Genomic DNA, 17,167 nt, shown 5'->3' on the forward strand with positions numbered 1-17,167 from the left:
TCAATGCTCGAGGGACGCGTCAGCTGGACCGGTTGGCCCACCAGGTCTGGCCGGCCTCGGGCAGCGTCGAGATCGGGTCGTAGTACGGGTACCGCCGCTGCAGGGCCTCCGGGTCCTCCAGCTCGATCCCGGTCCGGTAGTTCTTGGTCCAGTACGAGATCCCGAGCTCCCGGTCGTACTCGGCCAGCTGGTGCACCCACCGCTTGCCGACATACGGCACGTCGCACACGATCCGCGGCGTCGCATACCCCGGCAGGTAGCCCATGATCGCGTGCTGCAGCTCCTGTGCCTCGTGCACCGACACCCGCCAGTGCTCGGCGTTCGGGATCATGTCGCACATGTAGAAGTAGTACGGCAGGATGTTCGCTTCCCCCTGCAGCGCAAAGCAGAGGTCCAGCAGCGCCGCCGGCGTGGCGTTCACCCCGCGCATCAGCACGCCCTGGTTGCGCACGTCGCGGACCCCGACGTTCAGTGCCGTCTGGGCCGCCTCCGCCACCAGGGGGGTCACCGACTGGGCGTGGTTGACGTGGGTGTGGATCGCCAGGTTCACCCCGCGGCGCTGGGCCGTTACGGCGACGCGCTCCAGGCCTTCCACCACCTTCGGCTGGAGCCAGTGCTGGGGGAGCGCCGCCAGTGCCTTGGTCGCCAGGCGGATGTCGCGGACCGTGTCGATGTCCATCAAGCGCATCAGGAACGACTCCAGCTGCGGCCACGGCACGTTGGCCACGTCGCCGCCGGACACCACGACGTCGCGGACGCCCGGGGTCTTCTTGAGGTACGCGATCATCGCGTCCTGGCGGTCGACCGGTTTGAGGCTGAGCTTGTGCTTCTCCACCGTCTCCGTCGAGTTGCCGACCAGGTCCATGCGGGTGCAGTGGCCGCAGTACTGGGGGCAGGTCGAGATCATCTCGGCCAGCACCTTCGTCGGGTAGCGGTGGGTGAGGCCCTCCACCACCCACATCTCGGCCTCGTGCAGGGAGTCGCGTTCGGAATGGGGGTGGCTCGGCCAGACCGGGTCGCGGTCGGAGCGCACCGGGAGCATGTAGCGGCGGATCGGGTCGGCGTAGAACGCCTCGGTGACCTTGGCCGGGTCGGTGCCGGCCGTGGGGGCCATCGTGTTGAGCATCTGCGGGGGCAGCAGCATCGACATCGTCGCCATCTCGCGCTGGTCGGCGAGCAGGTCGTCGTAGAAGCGCTCCTCGAGCAGGTCGCCCATCAGGGCGCGCAGCTGCTTGACGTTGCGGACGCAGTGCACCCGCTGCCACTGGGCGTCACGCCACTCGGCTTCGGTCACGTCGTGCCAGCCAGGAAAGCGGCGCCAGTCGGGTTCCACCAGCTCGGCGCGGGCGTACTCGTAGGGCTGGTCGAAGGCGGCGGCAGGCGTCACAGGTTCCTGGATCGCAGTCACTTGTACTCCTAGTCGTCGGGAACGCGTTAAAATATCCTGTCATAACGTTCTCACGGAGTAAATCTTCCTGCCTGCTGGGTCGCTGTCCCCCACGTGGACGCAGGGGGCAGACTCAGGGGCGTGACGGACGAACACACGACGCTCCTGCTCGGCGGGCGCATCTACACCCCCGCCGGCCCGGACGCCACGGCGATGGCGGTCACCGGCGGCACCGTGGTCTGGGTCGGCCAGGACGCCCCGGCGCGTGCCCTGCACTCCGGCGCCGAGGAAATCGACCTCCAGGGTGCCTTCGTCGCCCCCGCGTTCGTTGACGCGCACGTCCACGCCACCGCCACCGGCCTGCACCTGACCGGCCTCGACCTCACCGGCGTCCGCAGCGGCACCGAACTGCTGGCCCGCGTGCGCGCCGCCGTCACCCCCGGCCAGGTACTGCTCGCCCACGGCTGGGACGAGACCACCTGGACCGACCCGCGCCTGCCCAGCCGCGCCGAGCTCGACGCCGCCGCCGGCTCCACACCCGTCTACCTCAGCCGGGTCGACGTCCACTCCGCCCTGGTTTCCACCCCCCTGGTGGAGCTGACCCCGGCCGCGGAGAAGGCCGACGGCTGGTCGCCCGACGGCCCGCTGACCCGCGCCGCCCACCACGTCGTCCGCGCGGCCGTGCGCGCCGCCATCACGCCCGAGCAGCGCGAACGCGCCCAGCGGGCGTTCCTCGCCGAGGCCGCGCGCCAAGGCATCGTCAGCGTCCACGAATGCGCCGGCCCCGACATCTCCGGCCGCGACGACCTCGCCGCCCTGCTCGCCCTCGCCGGCCCGGACACCCCCGAGGTCGTCGGCTACTGGGGTGAGCTCGGCGCCGTCGACACGGCCCGCGAGCTCGGCGCCCGCGGCCTGGCCGGCGACCTGTTCGTCGACGGCGCCCTCGGCTCCCGCACCGCCGCCCTGACCGAGCCGTATGCCGACCACGCGGGCGAGGGGACGCGCTACCTCGACGCCCACCGCATCGCCGGGCACCTGGCCGCCTGCACCGAAGCCGGGCTGCAGGCCGGCTTCCACGTCATCGGCGACGCCGCCGTCGCCGAGGTCGTCGAAGGCTTCCGGCTGGCCGAAAAAGAGGTCGGGCAGCGCGCGCTGGCCGTCCGCCACCACCGCCTCGAGCACCTCGAGATGGTTACCACCGACCAGGCGAAACTGCTGGCCGGCTGGGGCGTCGTCGCCTCCGTGCAGCCGCTGTTCGACGCGCTCTGGGGCGGCCCGGAGGGCATGTACGCCGAACGCCTCGGCGCCGACCGCGCGGCCGGGCTCAACCCCTTCTCGGCGCTGGCCGCCGAAGGCGTCCTGCTCGCTTTCGGCTCCGACGCGCCGGTGACCCCGCTCGACCCGTGGGCCGCCGTCCGTGCCGCGGCCTACCACCGGACGCCGGGCTCGGGCCTGTCGCCGCGGGCGGCGTTCACCGCCCACACCCGCGCCGGGCACCGCGCCGCGGGCGTCAACGACGGCGTCACCGGCAGCCTCGTGCCGGGCGCGCCCGCGCACTACGCGATCTGGGACGCCACCGACCTCGTCGTGGCCACCCCCGACAGCCGCGTGCAGCGCTGGTCCACCGACCCGCGGGCAGGCGTGCCGCCGCTGCCGAGGCTCGAACCGGACGCCGCGCTCCCGCGCTGCCTGCGGACGGTCCGCGCGGGTGCGGTCCTCCACGACGCCATCACCTAGAGTTGTCGGCTGTGGCAGTCACCGTGGCGGACCCCGAACCGGGCGCCCCGCACCAACCCGCGCGCACCCGGCATTTCCCCCGCGCGTGGCTCCTGCGGCTGGTCACCGCCCTCGCGTCCGGGTTCGCCTTCTACCTCAGCTTCGCGCCGCGCCCGCTGTGGTGGCTCGCGCCCCTGGCGTTCGCCGGGCTGGCCCTCGTGCTGCGCGGACGCCGCTTCCGGGCCGGGTTCGGCTACGGCTTCGCGTTCGGGTTCGTGTTCTTCCTGCCGCTGCTGACCTGGCTGCTGGACTTCCTGGGCCCGGACTTCGGTCCCTGGCCGTGGCTCGGCCTGTCCTTCGCCTTGGCGCTCTATCACGGCCTGGCGGGTGGCCTGATCACGCTGGTGTCCCGCCTGCCGGCCGCGCCGCTGTGGGCCGCGCTCGTGGTCATCGCGCTGGAGACGCCGCGCGCGTGGTTCCCCTTCGGCGGCTTCCCGTGGGGCCGGGTCGCCTTCAGTCAGCCCGAGGGCGCGTTCCTGCCGCTGGCCTCGATCGGCGGGGCCCCGCTGGTCGGGCTGGCCGTCGTCCTCACCGGCTTCGGCCTGGCCGCATTCGCCGCCCGGCTGTGGGAAGTGCGCAAGCTCACCCGGCCCGTGGTCTTCGCCGCCCTCGGCACGCTGCTGCCCGTCGTCGCCGGGCTGGCGCTGTGGCCGGCGATCGGGACCGGCGCACAGGACGGCGAACGCACCGTCGCGACCGTCCAGGGCAACGCCCCGGACATCGGGCTCGCGCTGCAGGGCGAGCGGACCGTGCTGCGCGACAACACCATCGCCGAGAGCCGCCGTCTGCTCGCGGACATCCAGGCCGGCAAGGTGCCCAAGCCCGACCTGGTGGTGTGGCCGGAGAGCGCCACCACCGTCACCGGCCCCGACCTGCAGGTCGACCAGCTCGTCGCGAACTTCGGGGTGCCGGCGCTGATCGGGGCCATCTACGAGCTGCCCGACCGGCACCTGCAGAACTCCGTCATCGCCTGGGACCCGCGCACCGGGCCCGGCGCGCGCTACGCCAAGCAGCAGCTGGTGCCCTTCGGCGAATACGTCCCGGCCCGCAAGGTCGCCGAGCTGGTCACGCCGTTCCTCGACCAGGAAACGGTGGACATGGTCCCCGGCGACGGCGCGAACCAGACCATGGCCGTCGCCGGCACGAAGGTCGGCGTGTTCATCTGCTACGAAGCGGCGTTCGACTACCCGGCCCGCGACGCCGTGCGCGACGGCGCCGAACTGCTCGTCGTGCCGACCAACAACGCCTGGTACGGCGAGAGCGAGATGAGCGTGCAGCAGCTGGCGATGTCGCGGCTGCGGGCGGTCGAGCACGGCCGGGCCGTCGTGGTGTCGGCCGTCTCCGGGGTGAGCGCGATCGTCGCGCCCGACGGGACGGTGACCAGCTCAACGGGCCTTTTCACGGCGGATTCCCTGGTCGGGCGCGTCCCGCTGCGGACGCAGACTACGCTGTCGGATCAACTAGGTGCGTGGACGGAGTACGGGCTGCTGGCTCTGGCGATCGCCGGGGTGGCCGGTGGGCTCGTACTCCGTTTTCGCACCCGGCGCGGCAGCGCCGGCACGGCAGGGGAAGCGGCGGACTGACCGCCGCGGATATCGGAGGAGCAGGGATGTCGCAGGCGCCGCGGGGGGCCCGGGAAATCGAGCCGGTGCTGGTGGTGATCCCGACCTACAACGAGCGGGAGAACCTCGGCCCGATCCTGGACCGGCTGCACAAGGCGCTCCCGGACGTGCACGTGCTCGTGGTGGACGACGGCAGCCCCGACGGCACCGGCGAGCTGGCCGACGAGCGCGCCGCGGCCAACGACCACGTCCACGTGCTGCACCGCACCGAGAAGGCGGGCCTCGGCGCCGCCTACATCGCCGGGTTCCGCTGGGGCCTGGCGCGGGAGTACAACACGATCGTCGAGATGGACGCCGACGGCTCGCACGCCCCCGAGGACCTGCCCCGGCTGCTGGACGCCGTCGGGGACGCCGACCTGGCGATCGGCTCGCGGTACGTGCCGGGCGGCAGCGTCGTCAACTGGCCGGTCAAGCGCCAGGTCCTCTCCCGCGGCGCGAACATCTACTCGCAGGTCGCGCTCGGCATGCGGGTCCGCGACATCACCGCCGGGTTCCGCGCCTACCGCCGTCCGGTGCTGGAGAAGCTGGCCCTCGACGAGGTCAACTCGCACGGCTACTGCTTCCAGATCGACCTGACGATCCGCACCGACGAGGCCGGCTTCGAGATCGTCGAGGTGCCGATCACGTTCACCGAGCGCGAGATCGGCGAGTCGAAGATGAACGGCTCGATCATCCAGGAGGCGTTCCTGCGCGTGGCGAAGTGGGGCCTCGAGCGCCGCTGGCACCAGCTGCGGAAGCTGTTCAAGCGCGCCTGAGCCGTTTTCGCCCGTTCTGGGCCATGATGGGCCCGGTGACGACCATCGTGGCCTTCCACGCGCACGCCGACGACCCCGTGCTGCTCACCGGCGGCACGCTCGCCCGGGCCGCGGCCGACGGGCACCGGGTGGTCGTCGTCGTGGCCACCGACGGCATCGCCGCCGAACACCCGACACCCCGCTGGGCCGAGCTGGAGGCCGCCGCGGCCATCCTCGGCGTGCACCGGGTCGTGCACCTGGGCTACGCCGACAGCGGCCACGGTCCCCAGCTCTTCGCGGACCCGCCGGGGCGGCAGCGCTTCGCCCGCGCGGACACCGAGGAAGCCGCCCACCGGCTCGCGGCCGTGCTGCACGAGGAGCGTGCCGGCCTGCTGCTCGGCTACGACGGCAACGGCGGCTACGGGCACCGCGACCACGTGAAGGTGCACCAGGTGGCCCGCCGGGCGGCCCGGCTGACCGGGACGCGGCTGCTGGAGGCCACCCTGCCCCGCGACTTCGCGCAGCGGTTCGTGCGGGTGGTCCGGGCGCTGCGGATCCCGTTCGACTACGACGCCGAGGCGCTCGGCCACGTCTACAGCCCGGCCTCGGCGATCACCCACCGGTTCGACGTGCGGCGGTTCGCCGCGCGCAAGCAGGCGGCGCTGGCCGCGCACGTGTCCGACGTGCGCGGCACCGGGCGGCTCGCCGGCGTCCTGCGGGTCCTCGTGTGGCTGCCCGCACCACTGTTCGGGCTGGTGGCCGGGCGCGAGTGGTACGCCGAGGTCACGCCTTCAGGATCGCCACGCCCTGGTCTGCAAGTTCCTGCACGTTCTGGTCGTCGGCGTCGGTGACGATCCCGGCGACGTCGGCGAAGGGCAGCACGGTGAACCGGGAGGCCGCGCCGAGCTTCTCGGCGCTGGCCAGGACGTAGGTGTCGGCCGCGCGCCGGGCCAGGGTGCGTTTCATCGCGGCTTCGTCGGCGTCGCCGGTGGTCAGGCCGGCTTCGGGGTGGACGCCGGTGACACCGAGCAGGAAGACGTCGGCGCTGATCGACCGGGCGGCCTCGGCCGCGGCGGCGCCGCAGGTGACCGCGGAGTGCCGGAACAGCCGGCCGCCCAGGAGGAAGACCTCGATGCCGTGGTGGTCGAGCAGGGCGACGGCGACGGTCGGGCTGTGGGTGACGACGGTGGCCTCGAGGTCGGCCGGGAGGGCTTTCGCGACGGCCAGGGTGGTGGTGCCGCCGTCGAGGATGACGGTCGAGCCCGGGCGGACCAGCGTGGCGGCGGCGGTGGCGACCCGGCCCTTGCCGTCGACGGCGATCGACGTCCGGCTCGCGTAGTCGGCGACGGCGGGGGAGACGGGCAGCGCACCGCCGTAGACGCGCTGGCAGAGCCCGGCGGCGGCGAGGTCGCGCAGGTCGCGGCGGATGCTGTCCTCGGAGACGTTCAGCTCGGCGGCGACGTCCTTGGCCAGCACCTTGCCGTCGGCGGCCAGCCGGGCGAGCAGCAGTTCACGGCGTTCCCCGACCAGCATGCACGATCCTCCTTGTTTCTTCCGAGTCGTGCACATTATGGTCGGGACATGACCTCTTCGACAAGCCTGTCCCGCAACCCGCGTGTCCGGGTCACCGACGTGGAGCTGCTGTCGTCGGCCTGGTACGTCCTGCGGCGCACGACGTTCGACTACCGGCACGCCGACGGCCACTGGACGACCGAGCAGCGCGAGACGTACGACCGCGGCAACGGGGCGACGGTGCTGCTCTACGACGTCGAAGGCGGCACGGTCCTGCTCACCCGCCAGTTCCGCTACCCGGTCTACGTCAACGACCACCCGGACGGCATGTTCATCGAGACGGCGGCCGGCCTCCTGGACACCGACGACCCGGAGACGGCGATCCGCCGCGAGGCCGAGGAGGAGACGGGCGTCCGGATCGGCGCGCTGGAGCACGTGTTCGACGTCTACACGAGCCCAGGCTCGGTGACCGAGCGCCTGCACTGCTACGCCGCACCCTACGACCCGGCCGCCCGCGGCGCCGGCGGCGGCATCGCCGACGAAGGCGAAGACATCGAGGTGCTCGAGCTCCCGTTCACCAAGGCCCTGGAGATGGTCGGCACGGGCGAGATCGCGGACGCCAAGACCATCCTGCTGCTGCAGTGGGCCGCCCTCCAGGGCCTCTTTCGCAGCAGCAGCCGACCGGGTCAAACGTCATGAAAGGGTCGTTCATGACATCTGGCGTCATGAACGACCCTTTCATGACGTTGCCGAGCCCCGCGGGCCGACCGTTCCGGGCATGCGAAAGGCCCCCGCGGGGGGAGGTCGCGGGGGCCTTTCCGTTGTGGTGGGAGCTTGGCTACAAGGCCGAGCCCTGCGGGGTCACGCCGACCGGGAGGTGCGGCGGCCCTTCAGCTCGGCGAGACGTTCGTTCAGCAGGTCCTCGAGCTCCGGGATCGTGCGCCGCTCGAGGAGCATGTCCCAGTGGGTGCGCGGCGGCTTGACCTTCTTCTGCTCGGGCTGCCCGCCATCGACGATCTCCGATTCGCTCCCGTGCAGGCGGCACTCCCAGACCGTCGGGATCTCGGCGTCGTCGGAGAACGGCACCTCGAACTCGTGGTTCTTCGGGCAGGCGTAGCGCACGGTGCGGCGTGGGGCGAGGTCGTGGTTGCGGTCGGTCTCGTAGCTGACCGCTCCCAGCCGGCTTCCACGAAGAACACGGTCGGCCATGATGGGGGTCCTTTCAGTCAGCTCCGGGGTGGAGCCAGGGTGTTGCTCACCCTATGCAACGACGCACGGCCCCGGAGGATTCCCGGGCCGCCATGTCGTTGCTCACGATGAGCTGCGTCACCCGCCTGCATCAGCTTCCACTAGTAGGAGGCATTTCGCGCTCCGGCGTGACGTCAATACGGCCTTCTTAGTGCTGATATCCCCCGGATGGGCTACTAGCGTATCGCTCAGGTCAACCGTAACTGACCGTGATGAGCGGTAACCGGCCCAAGTCACCCGATCGAAAGTGGCGGCGACACAATACCTGATAACGCACCGTAGCGAATTCGGCCTCAAAACGTGCTGAAGCTGAAGTTTCAACTACGGATTGTTCGGTATCTGCCACCACGACGGTATCGCCCTCGCGCACGACCTCGCCGTCGACCACCCGCGCGTTGAACCGCCCGGGCAGCCCGCACCAGCACAGCACCTCCACCTGAACCGGCTGCAGCTCGTCCGCCAGCTCGAACAGACGAGCGGCTCCCGGGAACAACCGGCTCCGGAAGTCCGTCGCGATCCCGAAGCAGTACACGTCGATCTCGACCTCGTCGGCCAGCTCCGCCAGCTGGTCGACCTGCCCGGGGGAGAGGAACTGCGCCTCGTCGACCACGATGTAGTCCACGTGCTGCCCGCGCGCCCACTCCTGCCGCACCAGGTCACGCACGTCGGTGTCCTCGCCGACCTCCACCGCCTGCCGGGTCAGCCCGATCCGGCTGGAGATCTGCGGCGCCCCCGACCGGTCGTGGCGCACCAGCACCAGCCCCCGGCGGCCCTGCCGCGCGTGGTTGTGGTCGATCTGCAGCGCCAGGGTCGACTTCCCGCAGTCCATCGGCCCGTAGCAGAACTTCAGCCTGCCCACCGGCGGCGTCCCGCGGCGCGAACCCGCCGCGGGAACCGACGACAGGGCATCGGTGGGATCAGGGCCGGCGGCGTCGTCGATCAAGGTCACGACGCCCGACCCTATCGGTGGCTAAAGAACACCCGGCGGGGTGTTGCCCGCCGCCACGATCGCCCGCCGCACCGGCACCAGCCACACCAGCACCAGCCCCGCCGCGAAGAAGATCACCAACGCGATGATGGCCAGCCGGAACGACCCCGTCGCCTGCCCCACCCCGGCGAACACCAGCGGCCCCAGCCACGACGTCCCGCGCTCGCCCACGACGTAGAGCGAGTAGTACTGCGCGTCCTTGCCCGCCGGGATCATCTGGCTGAACAACGACCGCGACAACGCGTTCGTCCCGCCCAGCACCAGCCCGATCCCCACCGCCACCGCCAGGAACTGCACCATCTGCTTCGGCTGCACGAAGTACGCCCCGGCCAGCACCGCGATCCACACCGCCAGACTGCCCAGGATCGTCCGCTTCGCCCCGATCCGCCGCGCCACCAGCCCGTGCAGCGTGCCACCCAGGTACGCCACGAACTGGATCACCAGGATCGTGACGATCAGCACCTCGTTGCCGAACCCCAGCTCGTCCTTGCCGTACTGCGCCGACACCGTCACCACCGTGTTGATCCCGTCGGTGAAGACCAGGTAGCTGCCCAGGAACGCCAGCGTCAACGGATACGCCTTCGCCGCCACCAGCGTCTGCCGCAACTCCGTGAACCCCGCCCGCAGCACCGACCGCCCCGGCGCGACGTCCACCGGCACGTGCCGGCGGGGCAGCCGCCGCACCGCGGGGAAGGTGAACGCCGCCCACCACAACCCCGACGTCAGGAAGCAGATCTGCACCGCCAGGTCCTGGCCCACCCCGAACAGGTCGTGCTTCAGGTAGAACCCCAGCTGCAACGCCAGCGCCAGCCCGCCACCCAGGTACCCGAACGCCCAGCCCTTCGCCGAGATGCCGTCGCGCTCGTCCGGCCCGCCGATGTCGGCCAGGAACGAGTAGTAGACGACCAGCGAACCCCCGTAGCCGATGTTCGCCACGATGAACAGCGCCGCACCCAGCTGCCAGTCCGAACCGGTCAGGAAGAACATCCCCGCCGCGGCCGCCGCACCCAGGAACGCGAACCCACCCAGGATCCGCCGCTTGTTGTGACTGCGGTCGGCCACCGCACCCGCGATCGGCAGCACCAGCACCTGCACCACCGTCGCCACCGACAGCAGGTAGCCCCACACCGAACCGGCCGGGAAGTGCAACCCCAGCAACGTCACGTCGCAGTTGTTCAACGTGTCCGGATGCCCCGCCGCGTCGAGGCACGCGCGGTCCCCGTTAAGGGTGATGTTCGCCTTCGCGTCCGCCGCCGCGATCGGGCTCATCGACAGCGCGCCGAACACCGTCGTCGTCGACGAATAGAACGGCGAATTCGCCCAGTCGTAGAAATACCAGCCCCAGCGTTCGCGCTTGGTCGAGCGCGTCCCGGCCAGCGTCATCCACGGCTCCTTCGCCTCGAGAACATCCAGGTCAGCGCGGAGACTACGGGGGAGCCGCCCACCCGGCGATCACGCCACCGAAACCGTGTCCGGTTTGTCGCTTCGTGATCATCCACCGCCCCGCCGGCCCACCCCGTTCGCCACCCACGGCGTGTCGCGACCAAAGGTGAAGAGTGTTTCATGTGAGACTGGAGCGCCTATCGTGTCTGTTGTGGTCGGTGGGACACGCTCCTACTGTGCACCCATGATCCAGAACCGCCGACGCACCGTGGCGAGACTCCTGCTCCTCGCCATCGCCGCCACGGGTCTGCCACTGACCAGCCCCGCCACCGCCTCCGCGGACCCCGCGTCGAGCGCCTGGGCCAAGCTCCGCATGTGCGAATCCAGCGGCCGCTACGCCACCAACACCGGCAACGGCTACTACGGCGCCTACCAGTTCGACCTGCCCACCTGGCGCAGCGTCGGCGGACAGGGCCGCCCCGACCAGGCCGCCCCCGCCGAACAGGACTACCGCGCCCTCTACCTCTACCGCATGCGCGGCTGGCAACCCTGGCAGTGCGCCGGCATGCTCAAACTCCCCGCCGACGCCGACGCCCGCAGCAAACGCGTCCCCAGCTACACCGAATCCGCCTACATCGGCGGGGGAGGCCTGCCCACCCCACCGCCCGGCCCCGGCGGCCCCCGCCCCGCCTGGCCCGGCGTCGTCTACTCCTACGGCGACTGCGCCGAAGCGCTCAAGACCTTCCAGCTCCGCATGAACGCCTTCGGCTACGGCTTCGCCGGCACCGGCTGCTACCTCGAAAAAACCCGCACCGCCGTCCTCGACCTCCAACGCGCCAACGGCATCAAGGACAGCGGCCTCCTCGGCCCCAAGACCTGGGAAGCCGCCTGGACCGGCAAACCACCCCGCTGACCCGTCACGGCAGTGTCATGGGGTCGGATAGACGTAGTAGCCGTCCCCGTCCAGCACGTGGTTCTCCGCCAGGAACCGCGTGAACCGCCGCGAGAACTCCGCCTGATCGGCATCCAGCACCGGCCGCACCTCGAACAACGAACCCGGCGCCGCACCCTGCACACTCTCGTCGAACGGATACGCCGCACACGCGTTCGTCAACCCACCCGCATGCCGCACCCAGTCCGGCCCCCACACCTGCAGGCACCTCGCCTCCGCCGCCGCCCGGTGCGCCTGCCGCGCCGCCACGTCGTGGAACACCCGGAACTGCGGACCCGTGAAGGCCGCGCTACCCCCGTTCACCCCCGGGAACCCCGGCAACCGCCCCGCCGTCGCCACCGCCCGCACGAACGCCCCCGTCTCCGCGATCGGCACCTCACCCGCCGAGAACGTGAACCACGGCAGCAACCACGTCCGCAACACACAGTCCGCACCCCGCACATACGCCGGATCCAGCTGCCGCGCCACATCGCACCGCACACCCGTCCCGTTCACCACGTCGGACACCGCGTACCGCTCACCCGACGGCACCTCCGCCACGAACCGCGACGTCACCCGGTACTGCGTCCGCCTCTCCGCCGCCACCGCCGCCGACACCCCCGCCACCGGCACGTCCTCGCCGTCCAGCGAAAACTCCTCCGTGACGTCCGGCGCCACCCGCCACTCCGCAATGCTCCTCACCACCGGCACCGACGGCCGGTCACAGAACCCGCCACCCCCGGCCGACGGACCACACGCGACCGTCACCCCGAGCCGCGCCGACTCCGGCACCCCCGAAACCCGCCAGTTCACGAACCGGTGCGACACCGCCACCCGCCGCGACTCCTTCAACACGTTCACCGTCGTGTACACATACGCCGCCGCCGTCCCGTCCACCGCGCACTCCGGCTCCGGACACACGTAGTGCGTGAACTTCATGTCCGTGAACCAGCACGCCCCGAAGACGTTCTTCACCGCATACCCGTGCTTGATGTCCCGATAGCACTCACCCAGCTGGAACGGCTGGTCGATCGGCGCCGTGTACGGCTCCGAATTCGGCGGCGGATCCGCCGCCACCGCCGGCCCCGCCACCAGCCCCAGCACCGCCAAAACGGCGAACAGCAGCACAACACCACGTCTTCGCATGGATTCCCTCCCCAAGGACGCCCGCACCGGGCGAACAACCCACGCTAGTGACACCCCGCCGAACCGGTCACTCCGGCGAACAGGTCAAACCGGCCACGCACCCCGCTCGATCAGCACCTCACGCAGCAGATCCGGCCGATCCGTCACGATCCCGTGCACCCCCAGGTCCAGCAGCATCCGCATCTCCGCCGGATCGTCGATCGTCCACGTGTGCACCTCGACACCCGAACGCCCGGCGATCGCCAGGAACGCCTTGTCCACCACCCGCAACGCCCCCTGCCGCACCGGCACCTGCGCCATCGCCCCCAGCACCAGCCGCCCGAGGGGGAGCAGCGGCAACCGCCCCCGCGCCCACAACGCGAACGCCGACCGCGGCCCCAGCGCCGTCACCAGCCGCGGCCCCGCCAGCTTCCGCAACCGCACCAGCCGCGCGTCCGAAAACGCCGCCCCCGCCACCCGGTCGAACGCCTTCGTCCGCTCCAGCACCCGCACGAACGGCTCCACCGCCCGATCCGCCTTCACATCCACGTTGAACCGCGCGTCCGGCAACTCCTCGAGCACGTCCTCCAACCGCGACAGCGGCACCTTCCCGCCCACCTTGACGTTCTTCAGCTGCGCCCACGTCTGCGCCGCGATCGGCCCCGACCCGTCCGTCGTCCGGTCCAAGTCCGGATCGTGGTGCACCACCACCACACCGTCCGCCGTCGCGTGCACATCCGTCTCGAGGTACCGGTACCCCTCCGCACACGCCCGCTGGAACGCCGGCAACGAGTTCTCCAGCCCCGCCAGCTCACCGAGATGCCACCCCCGGTGGGCGAACGCACGGGGGAGCGGATCGGCCAGATACGGAAACGACACGTGCATCCCCCAAGTGTGCACTTCCGCCATGACCCCGGCATGAGCAAACGGTGGCCAGCTAGGGTCTCCCGGGTGAGGGAAACCGCCGAACTGACCCAGCCGACCACCATCGACCTCGCCCCGGCCCGCCGAGGCGCCCCCAAGCACTGCGGCTGGTGCGGACGACGCCTCCCCGAAGGCGGCAACGTCGGCCGCCGCCGCCGCTACTGCGGCCAATCCTGCCGCCAGCGCGCCTACGAACGCCGCACCGCCCTCCAGCGCAGCGGCCTGCCCGAAGACGCCGTCGTCCTCTCCGACACCGAGATCGCCGCCCTCCAGGACCGCCTCTTCCAGCTCCGCTGCGCCGCCGAAGACATCGTCACCGCCACCGACGACGGCGCCGACCCCCACGAACTCCGCACCCTCGCCGCCGAAATCGCCCGCGCCGCCAAGGACCTCGAACAACTCCGCTGACCCCGGGGGAGCAGACCCCTCAGCCCAGCGTGTCCAACGCCCGGTACGTCCGGTTGCTCGCCGCCGCCGCACGCTGCTCCCGACCCGTCGCCTCGATGTAGTTCTGGCTCGTCGCCAAGCTCGCGTGCCCCAGCAACGCCATGATCTCCGACGCCGTCGCCCCGTCCTCCGCCAGCCGCGTCGCGAACGTGTGCCGCAACGCGTGCAGATTCGCGCCCACCGGCACCCGGTCGTGCAACCCCGCACCCCGATAACACGACTTCACCAGGTACTCCAGCGCACCCCGCCCGATCGGCTCACCCGCCCGATCCAGCAGCAACGGCGAACCAGGGGAGAACCGCACGTGCGGAAACCGCACCCGGCACGACTCCCGGTACCGCTCGATCAGCTCCGCCAGCACCGGCTGCACCGGAATCGACCGATCCCGGCTGCCCTTCCCCTTCACGTGCAACCGCAGCTCACCCGCGCGCCCCACCAGCGACCGCGACGTCAGCGCCCGCATCTCCGCCGCCCGCAACCCCGCGACCAGGCCCAGCGCGATCACCAGCACGTCCCGCTCCGGCCACGGATCCCGCGCCCGCCGCGACCCCGCAGCCGCCGCCGACAACAGCTGCTCCGGGGTCTCCTCACCTCGCAACGGCTTCGGCGTCAACGCCGGCGTCCGCGGCCGCGCCACCGCACCCATCGGATTGCCCGCCAGGAGCCCGTCGGCCACGCAGAACGTCAGGAACTGGTTCCACGTCGACCACGCCCGCAGCACCGAACTCTTCGCGTGCCCGTCGGCGAACACGCCGAACGCCGCCCGCAGCGCCGGCCCGGTGAGATCGGCGACCTCCAGGTCTTCGGCCGGGCGGCCGAGTTCCGAAACCAGGAGAGTGGTGATGCCGGCGAGATCCCGGCGGTAGGCGTCGGTGGTGTGCGGGGAGTCCTTGCGCGGACGGCGGGCAGCGAAGAAGGCTTGCTGGGCCTCGGAAACCTTCATGTGGATCTTGTACCGCACACCACCGACAGTTTCCGGGGCCGGGTCGGAACCCGGCGTTTCATGCATAATGGCAATTATGCATGAAACGCCGGCGTGACCGAGGTGCTACCCCTTGGGGGACATGGAACTCTCCTGAGACTGCCTCGGCGACCTCAGGTGTCCCTCGCGCCGCGAAGGCGGGGTGTGCGCACACATGTTCGACTCCGGCTTGGTGAGGCTGCGCCTGGCCCTGAGGGGCCCGTAGTGGCGAAGCCGGGCGTCGCTGATCGCGCTGCACAGCGCGTCCGCCGCCAGGTAACCCTGGTCAATTTCGTCACCGTGACGTTTTAAGGTCTAGTGACTGGACCTCGGGCTCGCGCCTCTCAGGGGATGCTCTCGGGCTCCCGGACGTCATGAAAGAGTCGTTCATGGCATCAGGCGTCATGAACGACTCTTTCATGACGTTCTGGGCCGCCCTCGGCAACGCTCTCGTGAACCACTCAAGGGCCCCGGCTACGCGGTTCGGCGCCCCCTCCCGGCCATTCGTTCAGTGCGTCACCAAGTGCCGATAATGTACATTATGTCAAGTAACGTCAGTGTCCGCCTCAATGCCAGTCGCTGATCTGCACGTCCCGCGGGCTCGGGGCACCTTCCCCGGTCTCCACGAGCTGCTTGAGGCTCAGCAGGTAGCTCGCCCACTTCGTGCTGCAGTGGTGCATGAACTCGCCCGCCTCGCGCCAGCCTTCGTGCTTGAACAGGACGATCGCGTAGTCGCCGCGCTGCTCGAGTTCCCAGCGGATCGTCGTGCCGAGCCACTCCGGCGGCCCGTCGACGACCTCCCAGCGGACGAGCTTGCCGGGCACGGTTTCGAGGACCTTCATGTCGAAGCCGCCCGGGATGAAGCGGAACGCGATGACGCCCCCGGGTTCGGTGTCCCCCACGGTCTTCTCGGTCCACCAGCCGGACAGGCCGTCGAGGGTGGTGAGTGCGTCGTAGACCTTCTCCGGAGTGGCGTCGTGGACGCCGATGCGGTGCAGGATGTCCATCTCTAGCGGTTCCTTTCGTTCGTTTCGGCCTGGATGGTTTCGGCGATGCGCTTGATGCGGCGGAGCCGGGCGTCCCAGGCGTTGCCGACGTCGGTGAGCTGGGCGACGGCGCGGGCGAGCTGGTCTTCGTCGACGCGGAACTGCTTTTCGCGGCCGGCGCTGTGGGCGTGGACGAGGCCGGCGCGGTCGAGGACGGTGAGGTGCTTGGCGATGGCCTGGCGGGTGACCGGGAGGTGTTCGCTGAGGCTGGTGGCCGTGGCGCTCCCCTGGCTGAGGAGCAGGTCGAGCAGGCGGCGGCGGGTGGGGTCGCCGATGGCGGACCAGAGGTCGTCGTCGACGGTGATGTTCACGGGGTGGCTCCGACCTGGGTGGCGTAGGCGGGCAGGCGGGGCAGGAAGTGGTCCCAGTCGGAGACGTGGTCGGCGTGTTCGGTGGCGATCTTGGCTTCGTCCCAGCCGCGTTCGCGGAAGCCGGTTTCGGTCATCTTGAGGCGGGTGCCGGTGCCGTCGGGTTCGAGTTCGAAGACGACGAGGAAGGAGTTGCCGGGTGCGGCGGTCTCCCCTTCGGCGTGGGTCCAGCGGAAGGAGAAGTGCCGAGGTGGGCTGGCGTCGACGACGGTGAACTGGACCCAGTGGCCGCCGAAGCCGATGCGGCCTGCTCCCCCGGGTTCGACGGGGTATTCGGCTTCGTCGGGCCACCACCGGCGGAGGTGTTCGGGGCTGCTGATGACGTCGAAGACGATGTCGGGGCGGGCGTCGATGTGGATTTCGCGTTCGATGGTGCCGTGTTCCATGCGTGCTCCTTGTGCAATGTTTGGTTGCGTGTCACGTTAGCTCGCCGGGTGCGGATGTGCAACCTTCGGTTGCGCGAAGGTCTTTCTGAACCCAGGCGACGTCGCGCCAGGCGCCGTGTTTCCAGCCGACGCGGCGGTAGACGCCGGCGGGTTCGAAGCCGAGGGTGCGGTGGAGGCCGGCACTGGCGTGGTTCGGCAGGGTCATGCCGGCGAAGGCGCGGCAGAACCCGCGTTGGCGCAGTCGTTCGAAGAGGGTTTCGTAGAGGGCGCGGCCGCGGCGGTGCGTCGGCGGCCTTGTTCGAGGTAGATGCTCGTTTCGCAGGACCAGC

18 protein-coding genes and 1 pseudogene are annotated in these 17,167 nt (G+C 70.7%); 7 read left to right on the forward strand and 12 right to left on the reverse strand.

Translation table 11 applies throughout. The annotated features are described in order from the left end of the window. Positions 1–19 precede the first annotated feature (19 nt). The gene (locus BLW76_RS25755; protein WP_208613381.1) at positions 20–1,408 is read right to left on the reverse strand and encodes a KamA family radical SAM protein; all 1,389 of its coding nucleotides are present in this window, start codon (positions 1,406–1,408) and stop codon (positions 20–22) included. Positions 1,409–1,528: 120 nt separating this feature from the next. Here BLW76_RS25755 and BLW76_RS25760 point away from each other — a divergent pair, with 120 nt between their 5' ends. Genes BLW76_RS25760 through BLW76_RS25775 form a run of 4 tightly spaced genes read left to right on the forward strand, consistent with a single transcriptional unit; the run spans position 1,529 to position 6,370 of the window. Beyond that, entirely contained in the window at positions 1,529–3,124 is a 1,596-nt protein-coding gene (locus tag BLW76_RS25760; protein WP_091311762.1) for an amidohydrolase, read from the forward strand. Positions 3,125–3,135: 11 nt separating this feature from the next. Continuing rightward, on the forward strand, positions 3,136–4,746 hold the full coding sequence (gene lnt, locus BLW76_RS25765; RefSeq protein ID WP_091311764.1) for an apolipoprotein N-acyltransferase: 1,611 nt from the start codon (positions 3,136–3,138) through the stop codon (positions 4,744–4,746). Positions 4,747–4,772: 26 nt separating this feature from the next. Beyond that, positions 4,773–5,540: a polyprenol monophosphomannose synthase gene (locus tag BLW76_RS25770; RefSeq protein WP_091311766.1), complete on the forward strand. Its 768-nt coding sequence runs from the start codon at positions 4,773–4,775 to the stop codon at positions 5,538–5,540. 26 nt (positions 5,541–5,566) lie between these two features. Beyond that, the gene (locus BLW76_RS25775) at positions 5,567–6,370 is read left to right on the forward strand and encodes a PIG-L deacetylase family protein (protein WP_208613563.1); all 804 of its coding nucleotides are present in this window, start codon (positions 5,567–5,569) and stop codon (positions 6,368–6,370) included. Here the strand turns inward: BLW76_RS25775 and BLW76_RS25780 are convergent. Continuing rightward, entirely contained in the window at positions 6,303–7,052 is a 750-nt protein-coding gene (locus BLW76_RS25780) for a DeoR/GlpR family DNA-binding transcription regulator (protein ID WP_091311768.1), read from the reverse strand. The two genes, BLW76_RS25775 and BLW76_RS25780, sit on opposite strands and share 68 nt — an antisense overlap. 48 nt (positions 7,053–7,100) lie before the next feature. Between BLW76_RS25780 and BLW76_RS25785 the strand changes: the two genes are divergently transcribed. Then, positions 7,101–7,730, forward strand: coding sequence for an NUDIX domain-containing protein (locus BLW76_RS25785; protein ID WP_208613382.1), 630 nt, complete (start codon positions 7,101–7,103; stop codon positions 7,728–7,730). 162 nt (positions 7,731–7,892) lie between these two features. On the opposite strand, the gene BLW76_RS25790 is transcribed toward BLW76_RS25785, so the two are convergent. The 3 genes and pseudogenes from BLW76_RS25790 to BLW76_RS25800 all read right to left on the reverse strand — a co-directional run bounded on the left by BLW76_RS25790 (position 7,893) and on the right by BLW76_RS25800 (position 10,650). Beyond that, positions 7,893–8,240 carry an RNA polymerase-binding protein RbpA gene (locus BLW76_RS25790; protein ID WP_003081521.1) on the reverse strand — a complete coding sequence of 116 codons (348 nt, stop codon included), beginning with the start codon at positions 8,238–8,240 and terminating at the stop codon, positions 7,893–7,895. A 227-nt stretch (positions 8,241–8,467) separates the two neighbouring features. Beyond that, positions 8,468–9,138 (reverse strand): annotated as a pseudogene (locus tag BLW76_RS25795) (thymidine kinase). 111 nt (positions 9,139–9,249) lie between these two features. After that, the gene (locus BLW76_RS25800; RefSeq protein ID WP_091311771.1) at positions 9,250–10,650 is read right to left on the reverse strand and encodes an MFS transporter; all 1,401 of its coding nucleotides are present in this window, start codon (positions 10,648–10,650) and stop codon (positions 9,250–9,252) included. A 244-nt stretch (positions 10,651–10,894) separates the two neighbouring features. Between BLW76_RS25800 and BLW76_RS25805 the strand changes: the two genes are divergently transcribed. Further along, a complete protein-coding gene (locus tag BLW76_RS25805; protein ID WP_091311773.1) occupies positions 10,895–11,563 on the forward strand; it encodes a transglycosylase family protein in 669 nt (222 codons plus the stop codon). 15 nt (positions 11,564–11,578) lie between these two features. Here the strand turns inward: BLW76_RS25805 and BLW76_RS48725 are convergent, their stop codons facing one another. Together BLW76_RS48725 and BLW76_RS25815 are read right to left on the reverse strand one after the other, a co-directional pair. Further along, the gene (locus BLW76_RS48725) at positions 11,579–12,727 is read right to left on the reverse strand and encodes a hypothetical protein (protein WP_167384736.1); all 1,149 of its coding nucleotides are present in this window, start codon (positions 12,725–12,727) and stop codon (positions 11,579–11,581) included. A gap of 84 nt (positions 12,728–12,811) precedes the next feature. After that, complete coding sequence (locus BLW76_RS25815; protein ID WP_091311779.1) at positions 12,812–13,591, reverse strand: glycerophosphodiester phosphodiesterase family protein; 780 nt, start codon at positions 13,589–13,591, stop codon at positions 12,812–12,814. A gap of 66 nt (positions 13,592–13,657) precedes the next feature. On the opposite strand from BLW76_RS25815, the gene BLW76_RS25820 reads away from it, so the two are divergent. Continuing rightward, a complete protein-coding gene (locus BLW76_RS25820) occupies positions 13,658–14,038 on the forward strand; it encodes a hypothetical protein (RefSeq protein WP_091311782.1) in 381 nt (126 codons plus the stop codon). Positions 14,039–14,057: 19 nt separating this feature from the next. Here BLW76_RS25820 and BLW76_RS25825 read toward each other — a convergent pair whose 3' ends face one another. The 5 genes from BLW76_RS25825 to BLW76_RS50810 all read right to left on the reverse strand — a co-directional run bounded on the left by BLW76_RS25825 (position 14,058) and on the right by BLW76_RS50810 (position 17,043). After that, positions 14,058–15,038: a tyrosine-type recombinase/integrase gene (locus BLW76_RS25825; protein WP_091311784.1), complete on the reverse strand. Its 981-nt coding sequence runs from the start codon at positions 15,036–15,038 to the stop codon at positions 14,058–14,060. 566 nt (positions 15,039–15,604) lie between these two features. After that, on the reverse strand, positions 15,605–16,045 hold the full coding sequence (locus BLW76_RS25830) for an SRPBCC family protein (protein WP_091311786.1): 441 nt from the start codon (positions 16,043–16,045) through the stop codon (positions 15,605–15,607). A gap of 2 nt (positions 16,046–16,047) precedes the next feature. Continuing rightward, positions 16,048–16,395, reverse strand: a complete 348-nt coding sequence (locus tag BLW76_RS25835) for an ArsR/SmtB family transcription factor (protein WP_091311788.1) — start codon at positions 16,393–16,395, stop codon at positions 16,048–16,050. Continuing rightward, complete coding sequence (locus BLW76_RS25840; RefSeq protein WP_091311789.1) at positions 16,392–16,838, reverse strand: SRPBCC domain-containing protein; 447 nt, start codon at positions 16,836–16,838, stop codon at positions 16,392–16,394. The genes BLW76_RS25835 and BLW76_RS25840 overlap by 4 nt, the downstream gene beginning before the upstream one ends. A 31-nt stretch (positions 16,839–16,869) precedes the next feature. Further along, positions 16,870–17,043, reverse strand: a complete 174-nt coding sequence (locus tag BLW76_RS50810) for a GNAT family N-acetyltransferase (protein ID WP_425266021.1) — start codon at positions 17,041–17,043, stop codon at positions 16,870–16,872. Between the last annotated feature and the right edge of the window lie 124 nt (positions 17,044–17,167).

Source organism: Amycolatopsis tolypomycina (assembly GCF_900105945.1).
GTDB classification, from domain to species: Bacteria; Actinomycetota; Actinomycetes; order Mycobacteriales; family Pseudonocardiaceae; genus Amycolatopsis; species Amycolatopsis tolypomycina.

Excerpts from the sequence above, each read along its gene's own strand:
- BLW76_RS25775 (WP_208613563.1), top strand. The coding sequence starts at position 5,567 with ATGGGCCCGGTGACGACCATCGTGGCCTTCCACGCGCACGCCGACGAC.
- BLW76_RS25770 (WP_091311766.1), top strand. The coding sequence starts at position 4,773 with ATGTCGCAGGCGCCGCGGGGGGCCCGGGAAATCGAGCCGGTGCTGGTG.
- BLW76_RS25780 (WP_091311768.1), bottom strand. The coding sequence starts at position 7,052 with ATGCTGGTCGGGGAACGCCGTGAACTGCTGCTCGCCCGGCTGGCCGCC.
- BLW76_RS25830 (WP_091311786.1), bottom strand. The coding sequence starts at position 16,045 with ATGGACATCCTGCACCGCATCGGCGTCCACGACGCCACTCCGGAGAAG.
- BLW76_RS25800 (WP_091311771.1), bottom strand. The coding sequence starts at position 10,650 with ATGACGCTGGCCGGGACGCGCTCGACCAAGCGCGAACGCTGGGGCTGG.
- BLW76_RS25840 (WP_091311789.1), bottom strand. The coding sequence starts at position 16,838 with ATGGAACACGGCACCATCGAACGCGAAATCCACATCGACGCCCGCCCC.
- BLW76_RS25805 (WP_091311773.1), top strand. The coding sequence starts at position 10,895 with ATGATCCAGAACCGCCGACGCACCGTGGCGAGACTCCTGCTCCTCGCC.
- BLW76_RS25790 (WP_003081521.1), bottom strand. The coding sequence starts at position 8,240 with ATGGCCGACCGTGTTCTTCGTGGAAGCCGGCTGGGAGCGGTCAGCTAC.
- BLW76_RS25785 (WP_208613382.1), top strand. The coding sequence starts at position 7,101 with ATGACCTCTTCGACAAGCCTGTCCCGCAACCCGCGTGTCCGGGTCACC.
- BLW76_RS48725 (WP_167384736.1), bottom strand. The coding sequence starts at position 12,727 with ATGCGAAGACGTGGTGTTGTGCTGCTGTTCGCCGTTTTGGCGGTGCTG.
- BLW76_RS25815 (WP_091311779.1), bottom strand. The coding sequence starts at position 13,591 with ATGCACGTGTCGTTTCCGTATCTGGCCGATCCGCTCCCCCGTGCGTTC.
- BLW76_RS50810 (WP_425266021.1), bottom strand. The coding sequence starts at position 17,043 with ATGACCCTGCCGAACCACGCCAGTGCCGGCCTCCACCGCACCCTCGGC.